Raw genomic sequence first — 16,695 nt, 5'->3', positions numbered from 1 at the left:
CCAACGAGATGGACGCGACGCTCTATCGCTCCGCCTTCAACCCGATCATCGCCGAGGCGCATGACGCCTGTCACGGGCTCTATCACGCGACCACCGGCGACACCCTGGTCCAGGGCACGTCGGGCCTGCCGATCTTCGTCGGCGCGATGGCCTTCGCCGTGCGCGCCGTGATCGCGCGCGTCGAGGCCGGAGCGCCGAACGAACCCGGCGACACCTGGCTGTTCAACGACCCCTATGAGGGCGGCACCCATCTCAACGACATGCGCCTGGTGCGGCCGATCTTCCGGGACGGCAAGCTGTTCTGCTGGCTCGCCTCGGTCGGTCACTGGCTCGATGTCGGCGGCAACGTGCCGGGCAACTTCAACGCCAAGGCGACCGAGAGCTTCCAGGAGGGCTTCCGCATCCCGCCGGTGAAGCTCGTCCGCAAAGGCGAATTCCAGGGCGACATCGTCGAGATCCTCAGCGCCAATTCGCGCCTGCCGCAGTCGAACTGGGGCGATCTCAACGGCCAGCTCAACGCGCTCGACCTCGGCGAGCGGCGGCTCTCCGCCCTGCTCGACGATTACGGCACGCCGACCGTCGAGGCCGCTCTCGACGCCTTCAGCGCCCGCGCCGAGGCGCTGATGCGGGCCGAGATCGCGGCCCTGCCGGACGGTCGCTACAGCTTCGACGATTTCCTCGACAATGACGGCATCAGCGACGAGCCGCTGCGCATCGCGCTCGACCTCACCATAGCGGGCGATGCGATGACGCTCGACTTCTCGCGCTCGGCGCCGCCCTGCCGCGGGCCGCTCAACATCGCCTACTCGACCGCGGTCGCCTGCTGCTATGTCGCGCTCAAGCACATCTTCCCGCATGTCCCGGCCAATGCCGGCGTGCTGAAGCCGATCACCTTCGTGATCCCCGACACGACCCTGCTCGGGGTCAAGCCGCCCAAGCCGGTCGGCGGCTATACCGAGACCATCCTGCGCGTCATCGACACGGTCTTCGGCGCCTTCGCGCAGATCGCACCGGAGCGGGCGAACGGCTCGCCCTATGCGACGATCAACGCGCTGTCGCTGGCCGGCCATCGCGACGACGGCTCGCGCTTCGTGATGTTCTCCTTCTTCGGCGGCGGCCTCGGCGGCAATCCGGAAGGCGACGGGCTGAACCATGGCAACAACCCGATCTCGACGGCGACGATTCCGCCGGCCGAGATTCTGGAGGCGGCCTACCCCGTGATGTTCACGCAATGGGCGCTGCGACCGGATTCGGGCGGAGCCGGCCGCCATCGCGGCGGCTGCGGTGCGATCTACGAGATCGAGGTGCTGGCGAAAGGCGGCGCCGACGTCTTCCTGCTCGGCGAGCGCGGCAAGTTCCCTCCCTTCGGCGTCGCCGGCGGCAAGCCGGCCGCCATGAACCGCTTCGTCTACGACACGGAGAACGGGCCGAAATCCCCGCCGCTCGTCACCAAGATCGCCGACATCCACATCGCGAAGGGCCAGCGCGTGCGCCTCGAAAGCCCCGGCGGCGGCGGCTATGGCGACCCGCACCAGCGCGACCACGAGGCTCTGCGCCGCGACGTGGCCCATGGCTATGTCAGCGCCGGAGCGGCCCGTGACGTCTACGGCTTCGACAGCGAGATCGGCTGATGACCACCACCTCTCCCAAGGCCGTCGTCGGCGTCGATGTCGGCGGCACCTTCACCGATCTGTTCTGGTTCGACGAGGCGGCCAAGCGCTTCCGGACCGCCAAAGTGCCCTCCCAGCGCGGCGACGAGGCCAAGGGCTTCATCGCCGGGCTAACGACCTTCGGCCCGGTCTCCGAGCTGGCCTCCATCGTGCATGGCACCACGGTCGGCACCAATGCGCTGCTGGAGCGCAAGGGCGCCCGGGTCGGCCTCATCACGACGCCGGGCTTCCGCGACGCGCTGGAGATGCGCCGCCGCGACCGCCGCCAGACCTGGGGGCTCTGGGGCGATTTCGTCCCGGTCGCAGCGCGCGACTGCCGGCTTGAAGTGCCCGAGCGGACGCTGGCCGACGGCACGATCCATGTGGCGGTCGATCGCGAGGCGGTGCGCGAGGCCGCCCGCGCCCTGCACGGGAAGGGCTGCGAGGCGCTGGCGATCATCTTCATCAACGCCTATGCCAACCCGCAGAACGAGCGCGACGCGCTGGAGGCCGCCCGCGCCGTCTGGCCGAACGAGAACATCGCTTGCTCCTCCGCGATCCTGCCGGAAATCCGCGAGTTCGAGCGATCCTCGACGACGGCGCTCAACGCCACGCTCCAGCCGGTCGTCGGCTCCTATCTCGGCCGGCTCGAACAGGCGCTGGCGGCCGACGGCTTCGAGGGTCGCTTCCACATCGTGCAGAGCAATGGCGGCGTGATGTCGACCGCCACGGCCCGGCGCCTGCCGGTCCGGACTGCGCTGTCGGGCCCGGCGGCGGGCGTCATCGCGGCGGCCGCGATCGCGCGTGCGGCGGGTCATCCCGACATCATCACGGGCGATCTCGGCGGCACCTCCTTCGACGTCTCGCTGATCGCCGGCGGCCAGGCCGCGCTCGCCGCCCAGACGACGATCGATTTCGGCATGGTCATCCGCACCCCGATGATCGAGATCACCACGATCGGCGCCGGCGGCGGCTCGATCGCGCGCGTCGATGCCGGCGGGCTGCTCGAGGTCGGCCCGGAAAGCGCGGGCTCCCGCCCCGGCCCGGTCTGCTACGGCCAGGGCAACACCCGCCCGACCCTGACCGACGCCAATCTGGTGCTGGGCCGTATCGACGGCGAGAAGCCGCTCGGCACGCTGCAGCGGCTCGATGTCGAGGCGGCGCGCGCTGCGATCGCCAGGGAGATCGCCGAGCCGCTCGGGCTCGACGTGATGGCGGCGGCGGAAGCCATCGTGAAGATCGCCAATGCCCGCATGGCCGGAGCGATCCGCCTCGTCTCGATCGAGCGCGGGCACGACCCGGCGAAGTTCATGGCGATGCCGTTCGGCGGCGGCGGCGCCCTCCACGCCGGCGCCCTGATCCACGAGGTCGGGCTGAAGGGCGCGCTGGTGCCGCGCTTTCCGGGCGTAACCTCGGCGCTGGGCTGCGTCATCGCCGATATCCGCCATGACGGCGTGCAGACGGTGAACCTGATGCTGGAGGGGCTGGACGCCGCCGCCCTCGACGCCCGCATGGTCGAGGCCGGGCGCGAGGCCCACCGGGTCGTCGCCGAGGCCGGCCTCTCGGTCGAGCGCATCGACGTGCTCTACGAACTCGACATGCATTATCTCGGGCAGACGCATACGGTCTCGGTGCCGCTCCCGGTCACGCTCGGAGAGGCCGGGACCGGCGTCACCGCAGACGTGATCCGCGAGGCTTTCGAAGCCGCCTATGGCGCCGCCTTCAGCCGGCTCCTGCCGGGTATCCCGCTGCGTATCGTCACGCTGCGCACCGCCGCCATCGGCCGCCGGCCGGCCTTCGACCTGACGGCGCTCGCTCCCTCGGCCGGGGCCAGCCTGGAACTGGCCCGCCGCGGCACGCGCCAGGTCTATCTCGACGGGGCCTGGCGCGAGACCGCGATCTGGTCGCGGCTCGATCTTCCGGTCGGCACCCGCATCGCGGGTCCCGCGGTCTTCGAGCAGCCCGATGCCACCGTGCTGCTCGACCCCGGCCTCACCGCCGAAGTCGACGCGCTCGGCAACCTCGTCATCCTGAGGAGCTGACCATGGCTGGCCCGATCACCGACATCGCCGCGACCGCATTGCTGATCGTCGACCTGCAGAACGACTTCATCCATCCCGACGGCGCCTATGCGAAGGGCGGCGCCGCCTCGCCCGAGGCGCAGGCGCTGCCCGGCCGGCTGCTGCCCTTGGTCGAGCGCTTTCGCGCACAGGGCGGGCTGGTGGCGGCGACGCAGTTCACGCTGGTGCCGGGCCGCGGCGGCGAGCCGCTGATCTCGCCGCATCTCAAGCAGATGCGGCCCTTCCTGAAGCGCGGCGACTTCCTGCCCGGCGGCTGGGGCCACCGCGTCGTCGACGCGCTGCAGCCGATCGACGTATCGGTCGAAAAGATCGCCTATTCCGCGTTCTACCAGACCCGGCTGGAGTGGGTTCTGCGCAAGCTCGGCATCGCGCATCTCGTCGTCGCCGGCATCGTCACCAATGGCGGCGTCGCCTCGACCGTCCGCGACGCCCATGTCCGCGATCTCGACGTGACCGTGCTCGAGGATGGCTGCGCGGCTCCCACGCCGACCATGCATGCGGAGGCGATCGCGGCGCTGAAACCCGTCGCGCGGATCGCCACCATCGCCGCAGTGATGGCCGAGATATGAGCGCCGTGACCGCCGTCCTTCCGGCCGCGGGCCGCTCCTTCGAAGCCGAGGCCGACGTCCTGATCATCGGCGCAGGCGCGGCCGGGCTGGTCGCCGCGCTTGCCGCCAGCGAGGCGGGCGCCGAGGTCGTCGTCGTCGAGCGCGACGCGCTGCCGAGCGGCTCGACCGCACTCTCGGCCGGCCTGATCCCGGCCGCAGCGACCCGCTTCCAGCGCGCCGCCGGCATCGAGGACAGTGCCGAACTGTTCGCAGCCGACATCATGGCCAAGGCCGGGAACGAGCCCGATCCCGCCATCGTTTGGCGTCTCACCGCGCATGTCGGCCCGGTGCTGGAATGGCTCGCCGACCGCCACGGCCTGCCCTTCGATGTCGTGACGAACTTCTCCTATCCGGGCCATTCCGCCCGCCGCATGCACGGCCTGCCGAAGCGCACCGGCTCGGAGCTGGTCGACCGGCTGCGCGAAGCAGCAGAGGCCCGCGACATCCCGATCCTGACAGGGTTTCGCGCCACCACGCTCTTCACCGACCCTGCCGGCCGCGTCGCCGGCATCGCGGGCACCCGCCCCGGCGGCGGCGAGGAGCCGATCGGTTGCCGGGCGCTGGTGCTCGCCTGCAACGGCTATGGCGGCAACCGCGCTCTCGTCGCGAAACACATCCCCGAAATGGTCGACGCGCTCTGGTTCGGCCATTCCGGCAATGAGGGCGACGCCGTGCTTTGGGGCGATGCGCTCGGCGCCGACCTCGTCGCCATGTCGGGGCATCAGGGCCACGGCTCCGTCGCCCACCCCCACGGCATCCTGATCACCTGGGCGACGATCATGGAGGGCGGGTTCCAGGTCAATGCCCGGGGCGAGCGCTTCTCCGACGAAAGCCATGGCTATTCGGAACAGGCGGCAACCGTCCTCGCCCAGCCCGGCGGCAAGGCCTGGACGATCTTCGACGGCCGCATCGCGGCCATCGCCCGGCAGTTCGAGGACTTCCGCAACGCCGAGGCGCAGGGCGCCATCGTGCAGGCGCAGGACATCGCCAGCCTTGCCCGGATGCTCGGCCTGCCGCCCGATGCCCTGGCGGCGACGGCGGCCGAGGTCGAGGCGCTGAAGCAGGGCAATGGCAGCGACCGCTTCGGCCGCGACTTCCGCGGTGCGCAGCCTTTGGCGGCTCCGTTCTGCGCCGTCGCTGTCACCGGGGCCCTCTTCCACACCCAGGGCGGCCTGAGGATCGACCCGCAGGCCCGCGTGCTACGACCGGACGGATCCGCCTTCGCCAATCTCTTCGCCTGTGGCGGCGCGGCAGTCGGCGTGTCGGGCCGCCGTGCCTCCGGCTATCTCTCGGGCAACGGGCTGCTGACAGCCGTCGGGCTGGGCGAGATCGCCGGGCGGGAAGCCGCGCGCTTGGCATCGGTCGATCCGGCCTGAGACATCGTCGCCGCATGGCCAGTGCGACAGCGGGGCTCTCAGGGCGATCGACCGAACGCGATGGTTCATGATGGCGAGGCGCGGATTCGTGAAGATCCGCGAGCGGCGACGCAGAGACTCAGCGCAAACACTTGCAATCATTTGCAAATTCGCGGCGCGTCGGCGTCGCTCAGGCGCCCCGATATGTCCTCATCCGGAGGGACATCCTTGCCGGCGACCCTTGCCTGAACCGCAACAGCGCCATTTATGATCCATGCGGACGAAGCGACACGCCGCGGCAGAGCCTCTCCCCTGAGCCATCCTGCCGTCCGCCCCTTCGATGACCGAGCCAGCAAGGAGACGTCGCGTTGAGCCAGGACCGATCGACCCGCCGCGCCTTTCTCGCCAGCGGCTCCGCCCTTGCGGGCGCCGCGCTCCTGACCGGCGCACCCGGCCTGCTGTTGCCCGCCCGGGCGCAGGGGCTGGCCCCCACCCCGACCATGCCGGGCGGTGCCAATAACTACATCCCCGGCGCCCCGATCGTCAGCCGGATCGGCGGCGGCGGCTTCTGGATGACCGGTACGGTGCGTCGCGCCGGTGACGGCGCGCCGCTGCCCGGCATCCGCATCCAGATCTGGGCCCATACCACCGAGGGCCGCGAGAACGACGCCCGCAGCCACGGTGCCACGCTCACCGGCGCGGATGGCACGTTCCGCCTGGAAATGCCGCAGATCATCCCTGCCTTCGGACAGGCGCATGGCCACCTCGCCTATGAGGGCGACGGCTTCAGGACGGTCTTCCTGAGGCCCGTCATGGCGTGCGCGCGAGACACCAGCCTCAGCGCCCATTTCGTGCTCCAGCCGGTCTGAGCGGCTTGGCCTCGCTTCGGGGACCCCTGATCTGGGGACTGCTCACCCTCGCCGTGGCGGTACCGATTGCGCTCGCGGCCGGGAGTCCTCTGCTCGCCTGGCGCGACGGCGTCTACATTGCATCCGGCTTCGCCGGCATCCTCGCTTTGGCCTTGCTGCTCTTGCAGCCCCTGCTGGCGGGCGGCGCATTGCCTGGCCTGCCGGCCCGGTGGAGCCGTCGCCTGCATGGCTGGGTCGGCGCGGCCCTTGTCGCGCTGATCGTCCTGCACGTCGTGGGGCTATGGGTGACGAGCCCTCCCGACGTCGTCGATGCGCTGCTCTTCGTCTCGCCGACGCCGTTCTCAGCCTGGGGCGTCGTCGCCATGTGGGCGTTGTTCGCCTCGGCGGCGCTGGCGGCGTGGCGGTTCCGCTTTCGGCTCGCCCCAAGGACATGGCGCCTCGCCCATTCCCTCCTCGCGGTCGTCATCGTCATCGGCAGCGTCGTCCATGCCTGGCTCGTCGACGGGACAATGGAGCCATTCTCGAAAGCGGCGTTTTGTCTGTTCGTGCTGCTGGCGACGGCATGGGTGATCCGCGATCGGCGCGCCTGGGCGCTGCTCCGGCGAAACCGGCGCCCCGCCGACCGCTCGGCCTGAGAGGCCCTGAAGGGGCTGCAACCGGGCCCCTCCCGAGATCGATGCAAGCTTTGGACTTTTCGGAGGCGGCCTGTTCGCGGCCAATGGCCGGGTCCGACTCGCCGAGCCGATCCTGCCGATGCCTTGCCTTCCCGAAGCCCGATGCGCCCGAACCCGCAGAAACCTCTGCCGGGCCGGCCGAATGGTGGGGATGCGGGTCAGACGGCGTGATCGGCGCGGCCGCCTCTGCGGCGGTCTCCTGTTCGTCCTGCTGGCCCACCCCGCACAGGCCCAGTCGAACGGCAATGTCGGCGGCTTCGCCGAGATCGGCACCAGCAATCCCTACCCCTATTCCAGCCTCACCTTCATCGGAACGGCCGGCCATCTGCGGGCCATCAGTGATCTCGACCTGGGAAGCCAGGTCGCAACGGAGATCGGGGCAGAGGGGCGATTGTCCGCCGCGACCGGAACCCGGATGATCGTCAATCTCGACTGGCTCCGCTCGAATTCGGTCCTTTACCTCGGCTCGGCGACCGACCGGGGACAGATCGAGGTGCAATCCTGGAGCGGGCGCTGGAACAGCTCGGCACGGCTGGTGATCGATGGCGGGACGGTCGTCGCCAACACCGCCGGGTTTGCCGGCCTGAACGAGCTGGTCGAATACATCGCTTCCGTCACCATCAGCAACGGCGCGACGCTTTATCTGGGCAGCCAGAACACGACGATCCGCCGCCTGGAAGGCAATGGCCAGATCGGTTTGGCCGGAGCCAATCTGACCATCCGCGGCGGAACCTTCTCGACCGGCATCACCGGGGCCTCGACGCTGACCTTCTCGGGCGACAGCACCTGGACCGGGACCGGCTCCAGCGTCGGGACGCTCGCGGTCCTCTCGGGCGTGACGCTGACGACCAGCAACCCGGCGGCGGTCGAAAACACGACGGCGCTGCGGGTCGACGGGACCTACGCGCTCAATTCGGCGCTGGCAGTGGACGGGCTTTCCGGGAGCGGCACCATCGCCCTCGGGACGGGCTCCAGGCTGACGGCCGGCTCGCAGAATGCCAGTTCGACCTTCGACGGCACCATCTCCGGCAGTGGCGGCGGGCTGACCAAGGCGGGCACCGGGACGCTGACCCTGACCGGCGCGAGCAGCTATACGGGCGCCACCATCGTCGAGGCGGGGACGCTGGCGATGGGCCGCGTCAACGCCTTGCCGACGACCAGCCCCGTCACGATCAATGGCGGAACCTGGTCGCTGGCCGGCTATGACCAGACGGCGTCCAGCCTGAGCGGAGGTCCTTTCGGCACGGTTTCGCTCGGCGGCGCCCGGCTGACATTGGGGGGCGGAGCCGACAGCGCGTATCAAGGCACCATCACCGGCACCGGCGGCCTGACGAAGATCGGCGGCAACCGGCAGGAGCTGTACGGCTCCACCACCTATTCCGGGCCGACCGTGGTGTCCGGCGGCTTGCTCCGGCTCTACGGCACGCTGCCGAATTCGCGGTCGATCAGCGTCGATGCCGGCGCCGAACTCGATGCCGCGACGGCCAATACTCTCTCGACCCAGGCCCGTGTCACGCTGACCGGCAGCAACGCCACATTGCGGATCAGCGGCGACCAGAGCATCGGGGCCCTCGACGGCACGAGTGGCGCGCGGGTGCTGTTCGGCGCCGGGCGGACGCTGACGCTGGGCGGCGGCAATGCCGATGGCAGCTTCGCCGGCACGCTCGGCGGCGATGGCCGGGGCAGCCTCACCAAGGTCGGCAGCGGAACCGTCACGCTGTCGGGGACAAGCGGGTACCAGGGCGCGACGCTCGTGAACGCCGGCACGCTGGTGGTCAACGGCTCGATCGCCGCCTCCTCCGGCGTCACGCTGAATGCCGGGGCCTTCCTTGGCGGCTCCGGCACGGTGCCGAGCGTCACCGTCGCGGGCGGAACGCTATCGCCCGGCAATTCGCCGGGGACGCTGACCATCGCCGGCGACCTGACCCTCGACGCCGCCTCGACCTACCGGGCGGAAATCCAGGGCGCCGTGTCGGACCGGCTGAGCGTTACCGGCACAGCGGCGCTGGCGGGGCGGCTGCAGCTCGTTCCGCTCGGCGGCAGCTTCACGTTCAACAGCCCCTATACGCTGCTGACGGCGGCGGGCGGGCGCAGCGGCAGCTTCGGCACGGTCGAGACCATCGGCTCCTTCGGCGACGGCGTGACCTCCACTGTGAGCTACACCGCGCAGGATGTGCAACTCACCCTGGCTCCCAAGCCGCTCGTCCCGATCGTCGATCCCGCGCCGACGCCCTCGCCCTTTCCCGGGGATTCCGGCACGAGCCCGGGCACTCCGGCAACCTCCCCGGGCTCCTCGGCCGGAACCGTGCCCACGCTCTCCGGCGCGGCCGCGCCGAACGTCGTCGCCATCGCCTCGCGGATCGACGATGCGGTCTCGAGGGGCGTCGATGTCTCCCGGTTCTTCCCGATCTACAATCTGCCGGCCGCGGCCATCCCGGCCGCGGTCAACCAGCTTTCGGGCGAGATCCATACGGCGGCTCCGGCGATCGACCGGCGCCTCGCGGACCGGTTTCTCGGCACGATGCTGAACGCAGGCTTCGGCCAACGGCTGCGGCCCGGCGGCCTCGGACCCGGCCGCGCCGGCTACAGCGCCGCGTCCGCGCCCGGCTTCGACGACGCGACCGCGGCTTCGCGTCTGGAAGCGCCCCGCTTCGCCCTGTGGGGCACCGCTTCCGGCGGGGCCGGTCGCAGCGAGGGTTCGCTTCGCAGCGGCACGGCGCGGCGCGCGCTCGACGAGATGCAGTTCGCCGTGGGGGCCGATGCGAGGCTGGGGACCGACGCCGTCATCGGTGTCGCCATCGGCGGGGCCCGCGGGCGGGCCTCACTGCCGGGCGGGCTCGGCCGGATCGAGAGCGAAGGCGTCCAGTTCGGCGTCTACGGTCTGACGCGGATCGGCCGGCTGGAACTTGGAGCCGCCGCCGCCTTCGGCCGCAGCGACCACAGCGTCTCGCGCAGCGTTCCGGCTCTCGGCGGGGGGCTGACAGCGTCCTATGCCAGTACGCAATGGAGCGGGCGGCTGCAGGCCAGCCTGCCGGTTCTAAGTGCCGGCGGCTTCAGCCTTTCGCCCGTCGCCGCGCTGCAGCGTGTCACCATCCGCACGCCCGCCTTCGTCGAGCGCTCGGCCTTCGGCGAGAGCGCCGCTGCGCTTGCGGTCGCCGGGCGCCGGGACGCCGGGACCCGGGCCGAATTCGGCCTGCAGTTCGAGGCGGAAACGGCGATCGGCGGCCTGCCGGCGTCCGGCTTTCTGCGCGCCTCCTGGGCCCGCGCTTTCGACGATGACGCCCGGATCGCCGCAAGCTTCACCGCCCTGCCCGGCCTGGGCTTCGTCGCCCGCGGCGCGCAGCGGCCCCGCAACAGCGCTCTCGTCGCGGCTGGTCTGGAGGTAAGGCTGTCCGAGCTCCTCGCGATCGGCCTGCGTGGCGACGGGGAGGTCTCCGCTACGGGCGGCCATTACAGCGGCATGGGCCAGATCCGGCTCAGCTTCTGAGGCGGCGCCGACTGCCGCGGCATCAGCCGACGAGAAGAGCGCGGATCGAACGCCAGCTGTCGCCATCGGGAGCGCAGAGCAGCCCGGTCGAGGGCTGGCCTGGCCGGTAGAGGCTGCCATCGAGCATGCGGGCGTGGCCGCCAGCTTCGCCGAACAGCAGCACGCCGGGCGCATGGTCCCAGGGGTTCAGCCCGCCATAGAGCAGGAAATCGCAGCGCCCGGCAGCGGCGAGGCGATACTCCTGCCCACAGCAACGCAGCGACGCCACGCTGGCGAAGGCGGGGAAACGAGCCGGCAGCGCGCTGCGCATCGGCTCGGGAAAGTACTGCCAGCTCGCCATGCCGTTCATGTCCGCGATGGCGACCGGGCCGCCGGCGCGCAGATCGCGGGATGTGCCGCCCGAGCTCTCCAGCCAGGCTCCCTCGCCTCGCAAGGCGAGCGCGCTGTCGTTCAGCACGGGATCGTGGATCACTGCTGCCGCGGTCTCGCCCCTCACAACGGCCGCGGCCATGACCGCGAAGAGCGGCAGGTCGGAGGCGTAGTTCAGCGTGCCGTCGACCGGATCGATCACGAAGGCGAGCTCCGCCTCCGCCAGCCGCCCCAGCACGGCCGGGTCGCGCGTCGCGGCCTCCTCGCCGACGAGCAGCGCGCCGGGAAAAGCCCGCTTGAGTTCGGCAAAGATGAAACGCTCGGCCGCCTCATCGGCCTCCGTCACGAGATCGCCCGGCGCCGCCTTCTCGCGGACGTCGCCGGCGGCCAGCCTGCGGAAGCGCGGCATGATTTCGCGCCGTGCCGCCTCGGCGAGGATGCCGCTCAGGCGATCGAGATCGCGCCGCGAAACCATCATGACATGCTCCGGGGCCGACCGTCAGCCGACATCGAACTCGACCAGGATCGGCTGGTGGTCGGAGGCGCGCGTGTCGACATCACAGACGATGCGGCGGGCGCGGGCCGCGAGATCGGGAGTCGCCAGCACATAGTCGAGGCAGCCGGGCGGGCCGTAGGTCTGGTCGACGATGAAGGCGGTGGGCGGCGGCGGTGCGTCACCCATCACGGCAGGCCAGAGATCGCGCAGCGGCGGCGTGCCATCCTCGAAGGGCGCCATCAGCCGCGCCAGAGCCGGATCATCCGGCCGCATGTTGAAGTCGCCAGTCAGGATCGCGCTCGCCGTGTTCGGCGTCGGCGCATAGGTGTGTGGCCCCGGCGCGCGCGGCGTGCCGGCGCGCGACGCGGCCATGCGATGCGCCTCCCGGATGCCCTCGACCTGGGCCGCCCGCAGCACCGGCGAGGAGTATTCCAGATGCGTCGTCATCAGCCGCACCGGGCCGAGCGGCGTCTCGGCGACCGCCTCGACCAGCACGCGCGGCATGTTGCGTGTCGCTGCCGCCTCCCAGGGCAGGAGATGGCGGAGCGCCTGCGCGACGCGGTAGCGGGTCAGGATCAGGTTGCCGAAGCGCTTGCGCCCGCCGCGACCGTCATCGACATCGACGCCGATGCCCTCGATGGCGGTAAAGCCCGGCAGCATCTGCGCGAAGAGGGCGAACTGGTCGGTGGCGTCATTGCCGTCGAGATCGGGAAAATTCGCCGCCACCTCCTGCAGGCAGAGCACGTCGAAATCCGCCATCGCCCGCGCGTGGTCGATGATCCGTCTCGGATCGACGCGATCGTCGGTACCGCGCGCCCACTGGATGTTCCAGGTAATCAGCTTCATCGGAACCTTGCTCGCGTCACTTGATGCCGGCGCGCATGAAGCTCTGCACGAACTGGCGCTGGAAGAGCAGGAAACCGACGAGCAGCGGGGCGGACGTCATCAGCGTCGCGGCGCAGATCACCGCCCAGTCGATGCCCTGATCGCTCGACGAGAACACCTGCAGGCCCACCGTGAGCGGGCGCGACTCGACCGAGTTCGTCACCAGCAGCGGCCAGAGGAAATTGTTCCAGTGATAGCTCACCGAGACCAGCCCGTAGGCGATGTAGGTCGGCTTCGCGAGCGGGACATAGACCTTCATCAGCACCTGCAGCGGGCTCGCCCCTTCCACGCGCGCGGCGTCGTCCAGCTCCTTCGGCACGGTCTTGAAGGTCTGCCGCAGCAGGAAGATGCCGAAGGCCGAGGCGATATAGGGCAGCGCGATGGCGGGGATGGTGTCGATCAGCTCGAAACGGGCCAGCGTCCGGTAGTTCTCGACGATCAGCGCGTCCGGCATGATCATCAGCTGCGCCAGGATCAGCGCGAAGGCGACGTCGCGGCCCCAGAAATCCTGCCGCGCCAGCGCATAGGCCGCCAGCGTCCCCAGCACGAGCTGGAAGGCCAGGATCATCGTCACCAGGATGAAGGTGTTGAGGAAGTAGCGCGCGAAGGGCGCCGCCGCCCAGGCGCGGGTGAAGTTGTCGAGCGTCAGCGGCGCGGTCAGCACGAAGCGCGTGGTGTATTCGGCCGGGTGGATCGCCGCCCAGATCGCATAGGCCAGTGGCAGCACCCAGATCAGCGCCAGCAGGATCGCCCCCGTCGACTGCAGGGTCAGCGAGAGCCCCTTGGGCGCATAGGGGTCGGTGCGGGCCGCATGGGCGACCGGCTGCGGAGCGGGCGCGCTCATCGATAATGCGTCCTGCGCTCGAGGAACCCATACTGGACGAAGGCGACGAGGGCGAGCAGCAGCAGCAGCACGCAGGTCAGCGTTGCCGCATAGGCCGTGTCCCAGAAGCTGAAACCAACCTGGTAGATGTAGAACAGCAGCAGCGTCGTCGCGTTGTCGGGGCCGCCGCGGGTCATGACGAAGATGTGGTCGACCATGCGGAAGGCGTTGATCACAGCATTGATCAGCACGAACAGCGTCGTCGGCATCAGCAGCGGGAACTGGATGCGCCGAAAGTAAGTCCAGCGCGAAGCGCCCTCGATCGCCGCCGCCTCGCCGAGGCTGGGCGGCAGGGCCTGCAGCGCCGCGAGGTAGAAGATCATGAAGAAGCCCGCCTCCTTCCAGATCGCGACGATGGTGATCGCGTAGAGGGCGGTGTCCTGCGAGCCGAGCCAGTTGGTGCTGCGTCCGCCGAAGGCTCCGACGATCTGCTCGAGCAGGCCGTATTGCGGCGTGAAGAAGAACAGCCAGATGTTCGCCACCGCGATCATCGGCAGGATCGTCGGCGTGAAGAACGCCATCCGGACCCAGGTCCGCCCGACGATCCTGTCGTTGACCCAGACCGCCATCAGCAGGGCGAGCGCGATCGAGGTCGGGATGGTGCCGAGCGCGAACCAGAGATTGTTCGACATCGCCTTCCAGAAGATCGGGTCGGCGAGGAGCTGCTGGTAATTGTCGAGCCCGACGAAGCGCGCCGGGCGGCGCGCCTTGGGTGTCGAGTAGAAGCTCTCGATGAAACTCGCGACCGCCGGCCAATGCGTGAAGAGGGCCAGGCAGGCCATGGCCGGCAGCAGGAGCAGCCAGCCATGGACCGTGGCGGTCGCGCGGGTGTTCATCGCGGAGCGGCTTCCTGGCTCAGCGATAGGGCTTCAGGATGCGCTCGGCCTCGGCCTGCGCGTCCTCCAGCGCCTTCTTGGGCGGCTTGGTGCCGGTCAGCGCGGCCTGCAGCCCATCATTGAGCGCCTTGGTGACGCGCTGGTTCTCATGGGTCGAGAGTTCGGCCACCGCATGCGGGAGCTGGTCGCGCGCCACCAGAGCCGGCGGGAAGTCCTTCGCATAGGCCTGCATCGCGGGCGTCTCATAGGCTGCCGGCGAAACCGCGACATAGCCGGTGTCGATGCCCCATTGCGCCGCGCGCTCGGGCGTCGTGATCCAGCGGATGAACTTGAAGGCGGCCTCCTGCTGGGCCGGCGTGGCCTTCTTCGAGAGGTAGAAATTGCCGCCGCCGGTCGGGCTGCCGCGGCGCTTGCCGGCCGGCAGCATGGCGACGCCGAAGGAGAATTTGGCGTTGCTGCGGACATTGGTGAGGTTGCCGGTGGTCGTCCACATCATCGCGACCTTCTTCTCGAAGAAGTCCTTCGGTGTGGTGCCCCATTCGACGATGCCGGGCGGATGGACCTTGTGCTTCTGCGCGAGGTCGACCCAGTACTGCAGGGCCTCGACCACGGCGGGATCGGCGTAGTTGGTCGCGTTGCCCGCGGCATTGGCGAGAATTGCGCCGGCCTGCGTCGAGAGGCCCTGGAAGAGCCAGTAGGGGAAGCCGGAGGACGGGATCTGGATGCCCCACTGGGTGACGTTGCCCGAGGCGTCCTTCTTGGTCAGCTTCTGGGCGAAGTCGAGCTGCTCGGCCCAGGTCGCCGGCGGCTTCTCGGGGTCGAGCCCGGCCTCCTTGAACAGCTCCTTGTTCCAGTAGAGCACCACGGTCGAGCGCTGGAAGGGAATGCCCCAGGTCTTGCCGCCGGTCTGGCTGTTTTCCATGAAGGCCGGGAAGAAGGAGGCGAGCCACTTCTTGTCGTCCTCGGTCTTCACGAAGCTGTCGAAGGGGACGATCGCGTCCTCGTCGATCAGCGTGAACATGTCGGTCGAGAGCAGCACCGAGGTCACAGGCGGCGTGCCGCTCTTGTGGGCGGTCAGCGCCTTGACGATCGTTTCCTGATAAGTGCCGGCATAGATCGGCTTCAGCTTGATCGACGGGTTCTCCTTCTCGAAATCGGCGGCGTAGGTGTCGATCAGCTTGGTGATCGGCCCGCCGACGGCGACCGGATAGAAGAACGACACCTCCGTCGCGGCCTGCGCCCGGGCGATTCCCGGCAGCGCCAGCGACCCTGCGAGCGCCGCAGCGCCGGTCAATACGTCACGCCTGTCCATCTGTTCTCTCCCTCTCGAGGTGGCTGTTGCGCCCGACCCTTGTGACCGGATCTTAAACGGGAACCGCTCTGCGTTCGGACGCCTGGTCGAACCAGTGCAGCGCCGATTGTGACAATGTGATGTAGATCTTTTCACCTGGCTTCGTCCGTACCTTGCCGGCGCGGCGGACGATGAAGCCATGCCCGCCGATGCGGGTTTCGACCAGCGTGTCGGCGCCGAGATACTCCACCGCGACGACGTCGGCGGCGATGCCGGCCTCGCCGAGATCGGTCATCTCGGGGCGGATACCGACCGCCAGACCGGCGGGATCGTGCCCCGGCGGCGGCGTCAGAACCCCTGCCCCGCCGGCGGCAAGCACTGCTGGCAGCGGCACGACGTTCATCGGCGGCGTGCCGACGAAGCGGGCGACGAAGATGCTGGCCGGGTTCTCGTAGATCTCGTCGGGCGGCGCGTCCTGCTCGATCCGCCCGTTGCGCATCAGCACGACCTGATCGGCCATGGTCATGGCCTCGACCTGATCATGGGTGACATAGACCATGGTGATCCCCAGCCGCTGCTGCAGCTCGCGGATCTCGCGGCGCATCTCGACGCGCAGCTGCGCGTCGAGATTGGAGAGCGGTTCGTCCATCAGGCAGACCGGGGCCTCGGCGACGATGGCGCGGCCGAGCGCGACGCGCTGCTGCTGGCCGCCCGACAGCTGCGAGGGCTTGCGGTCAAGCAGCGCGCCGAGACCGAGGATTTCGGCGGCGCGCGCCAGCCGGCGGTCGCGCTCGGCACGGGCCACTTTCCGCACATCGAGCCCGAAGGTGATGTTCTGCGCCACCGAGAGATGCGGAAACAGCGCGTAGTTCTGAAACACCATCGCGATGCCGCGCCCGGAGGGAGCGGCCGTCGTCACGTCGCGCCCGCCGATCAGGATGGTGCCGCTCGTGGTGTCCTCGAGCCCCGCGATCAGCCGCAGCGTGGTCGACTTGCCGCAGCCGGAGGGGCCTAGGAGCGCGACCAGCTTGCCGCCGTCGACCGTAAAGCTGACGTCGTCGACCGCGGCAGCGCCGCCCCAGCTCTTCGAAACCGCTTTCAGCTCAACAGAAACCATGCGTCATCCGGGCTGCGGCCCATGCCCAGTGAGCCGGCACAGGAGCTGCGTTGTCGTGGGCGCCGATATGGCGCGAAATCGCGCCGGGGCACAAG

13 protein-coding genes are annotated in these 16,695 nt (G+C 69.7%); 7 read left to right on the top strand and 6 right to left on the bottom strand.

What is annotated here, in order from left to right; translation table 11 throughout:
* The 7 genes from AX750_RS15510 to AX750_RS15480 form a co-directional block, all read left to right on the top strand.
* A partial coding sequence (locus AX750_RS15510) for a hydantoinase B/oxoprolinase family protein (protein ID WP_066734776.1) occupies positions 1-1,631 on the top strand: 1,631 nt, incomplete at its 5' end.
* On the top strand, positions 1,631-3,691 hold the full coding sequence (locus tag AX750_RS15505; RefSeq protein WP_066720774.1) for a hydantoinase/oxoprolinase family protein: 2,061 nt from the start codon (positions 1,631-1,633) through the stop codon (positions 3,689-3,691). The genes AX750_RS15510 and AX750_RS15505, both read left to right, overlap by 1 nt.
* 2 nt (positions 3,692-3,693) lie before the next feature.
* A complete protein-coding gene (locus AX750_RS15500) occupies positions 3,694-4,299 on the top strand; it encodes a cysteine hydrolase (RefSeq protein ID WP_066720773.1) in 606 nt (201 codons plus the stop codon).
* On the top strand, positions 4,296-5,714 hold the full coding sequence (locus tag AX750_RS15495; protein ID WP_066720772.1) for an FAD-dependent oxidoreductase: 1,419 nt from the start codon (positions 4,296-4,298) through the stop codon (positions 5,712-5,714). Before AX750_RS15500 ends, AX750_RS15495 begins: the two co-directional genes overlap by 4 nt.
* Before the next feature lie 347 nt (positions 5,715-6,061).
* Positions 6,062-6,562, top strand: coding sequence for a twin-arginine translocation pathway signal (locus tag AX750_RS15490; RefSeq protein ID WP_066720769.1), 501 nt, complete (start codon positions 6,062-6,064; stop codon positions 6,560-6,562).
* 5 nt (positions 6,563-6,567) lie between these two features.
* Positions 6,568-7,197 (top strand): ferric reductase-like transmembrane domain-containing protein, encoded by a 630-nt coding sequence (locus tag AX750_RS15485; RefSeq protein WP_066720767.1) that lies wholly within the window; start codon positions 6,568-6,570, stop codon positions 7,195-7,197.
* A gap of 190 nt (positions 7,198-7,387) precedes the next feature.
* The gene (locus AX750_RS15480; RefSeq protein ID WP_066720764.1) at positions 7,388-10,723 is read left to right on the top strand and encodes an autotransporter outer membrane beta-barrel domain-containing protein; all 3,336 of its coding nucleotides are present in this window, start codon (positions 7,388-7,390) and stop codon (positions 10,721-10,723) included.
* Between the two features lie 22 nt (positions 10,724-10,745).
* Here the strand turns inward: AX750_RS15480 and AX750_RS15475 are convergent, their stop codons facing one another.
* Genes AX750_RS15475 through AX750_RS15450 form a run of 6 tightly spaced genes read right to left on the bottom strand, consistent with a single transcriptional unit; the run spans position 10,746 to position 16,600 of the window.
* Positions 10,746-11,570, bottom strand: coding sequence for an inositol monophosphatase (locus tag AX750_RS15475; RefSeq protein WP_066720761.1), 825 nt, complete (start codon positions 11,568-11,570; stop codon positions 10,746-10,748).
* 21 nt (positions 11,571-11,591) lie between these two features.
* A complete protein-coding gene (locus tag AX750_RS15470; RefSeq protein WP_066720758.1) occupies positions 11,592-12,434 on the bottom strand; it encodes an endonuclease/exonuclease/phosphatase family protein in 843 nt (280 codons plus the stop codon).
* Between the two features lie 16 nt (positions 12,435-12,450).
* Complete coding sequence (locus AX750_RS15465; protein ID WP_066720754.1) at positions 12,451-13,317, bottom strand: carbohydrate ABC transporter permease; 867 nt, start codon at positions 13,315-13,317, stop codon at positions 12,451-12,453.
* Positions 13,314-14,192 carry a sugar ABC transporter permease gene (locus AX750_RS15460; RefSeq protein ID WP_066720751.1) on the bottom strand — a complete coding sequence of 293 codons (879 nt, stop codon included), beginning with the start codon at positions 14,190-14,192 and terminating at the stop codon, positions 13,314-13,316. The genes AX750_RS15465 and AX750_RS15460 overlap by 4 nt, the downstream gene beginning before the upstream one ends.
* 19 nt (positions 14,193-14,211) lie before the next feature.
* Positions 14,212-15,504 (bottom strand): ABC transporter substrate-binding protein, encoded by a 1,293-nt coding sequence (locus AX750_RS15455; RefSeq protein WP_066720749.1) that lies wholly within the window; start codon positions 15,502-15,504, stop codon positions 14,212-14,214.
* Between the two features lie 52 nt (positions 15,505-15,556).
* Positions 15,557-16,600, bottom strand: a complete 1,044-nt coding sequence (locus AX750_RS15450) for an ABC transporter ATP-binding protein (RefSeq protein WP_066720747.1) — start codon at positions 16,598-16,600, stop codon at positions 15,557-15,559.
* Positions 16,601-16,695 lie beyond the last annotated feature (95 nt).

This window comes from Methylobacterium sp. CCH7-A2, assembly GCF_001557075.1.
Classification (GTDB): Bacteria; Pseudomonadota; Alphaproteobacteria; order Rhizobiales; family Beijerinckiaceae; genus Allobosea; species Allobosea massiliensis.
This window is presented reverse-complemented; position numbering and strand designations above follow the sequence as displayed.

Coding starts and splice junctions, on each gene's coding strand:
- AX750_RS15505 (WP_066720774.1), top strand. CDS start 1,631: ATGACCACCACCTCTCCCAAGGCCGTCGTCGGCGTCGATGTCGGCGGC.
- AX750_RS15500 (WP_066720773.1), top strand. CDS start 3,694: ATGGCTGGCCCGATCACCGACATCGCCGCGACCGCATTGCTGATCGTC.
- AX750_RS15495 (WP_066720772.1), top strand. CDS start 4,296: ATGAGCGCCGTGACCGCCGTCCTTCCGGCCGCGGGCCGCTCCTTCGAA.
- AX750_RS15480 (WP_066720764.1), top strand. CDS start 7,388: ATGCGGGTCAGACGGCGTGATCGGCGCGGCCGCCTCTGCGGCGGTCTC.
- AX750_RS15475 (WP_066720761.1), bottom strand. CDS start 11,570: ATGATGGTTTCGCGGCGCGATCTCGATCGCCTGAGCGGCATCCTCGCC.
- AX750_RS15470 (WP_066720758.1), bottom strand. CDS start 12,434: ATGAAGCTGATTACCTGGAACATCCAGTGGGCGCGCGGTACCGACGAT.
- AX750_RS15465 (WP_066720754.1), bottom strand. CDS start 13,317: ATGAGCGCGCCCGCTCCGCAGCCGGTCGCCCATGCGGCCCGCACCGAC.
- AX750_RS15460 (WP_066720751.1), bottom strand. CDS start 14,192: ATGAACACCCGCGCGACCGCCACGGTCCATGGCTGGCTGCTCCTGCTG.
- AX750_RS15455 (WP_066720749.1), bottom strand. CDS start 15,504: ATGGACAGGCGTGACGTATTGACCGGCGCTGCGGCGCTCGCAGGGTCG.
- AX750_RS15450 (WP_066720747.1), bottom strand. CDS start 16,600: ATGGTTTCTGTTGAGCTGAAAGCGGTTTCGAAGAGCTGGGGCGGCGCT.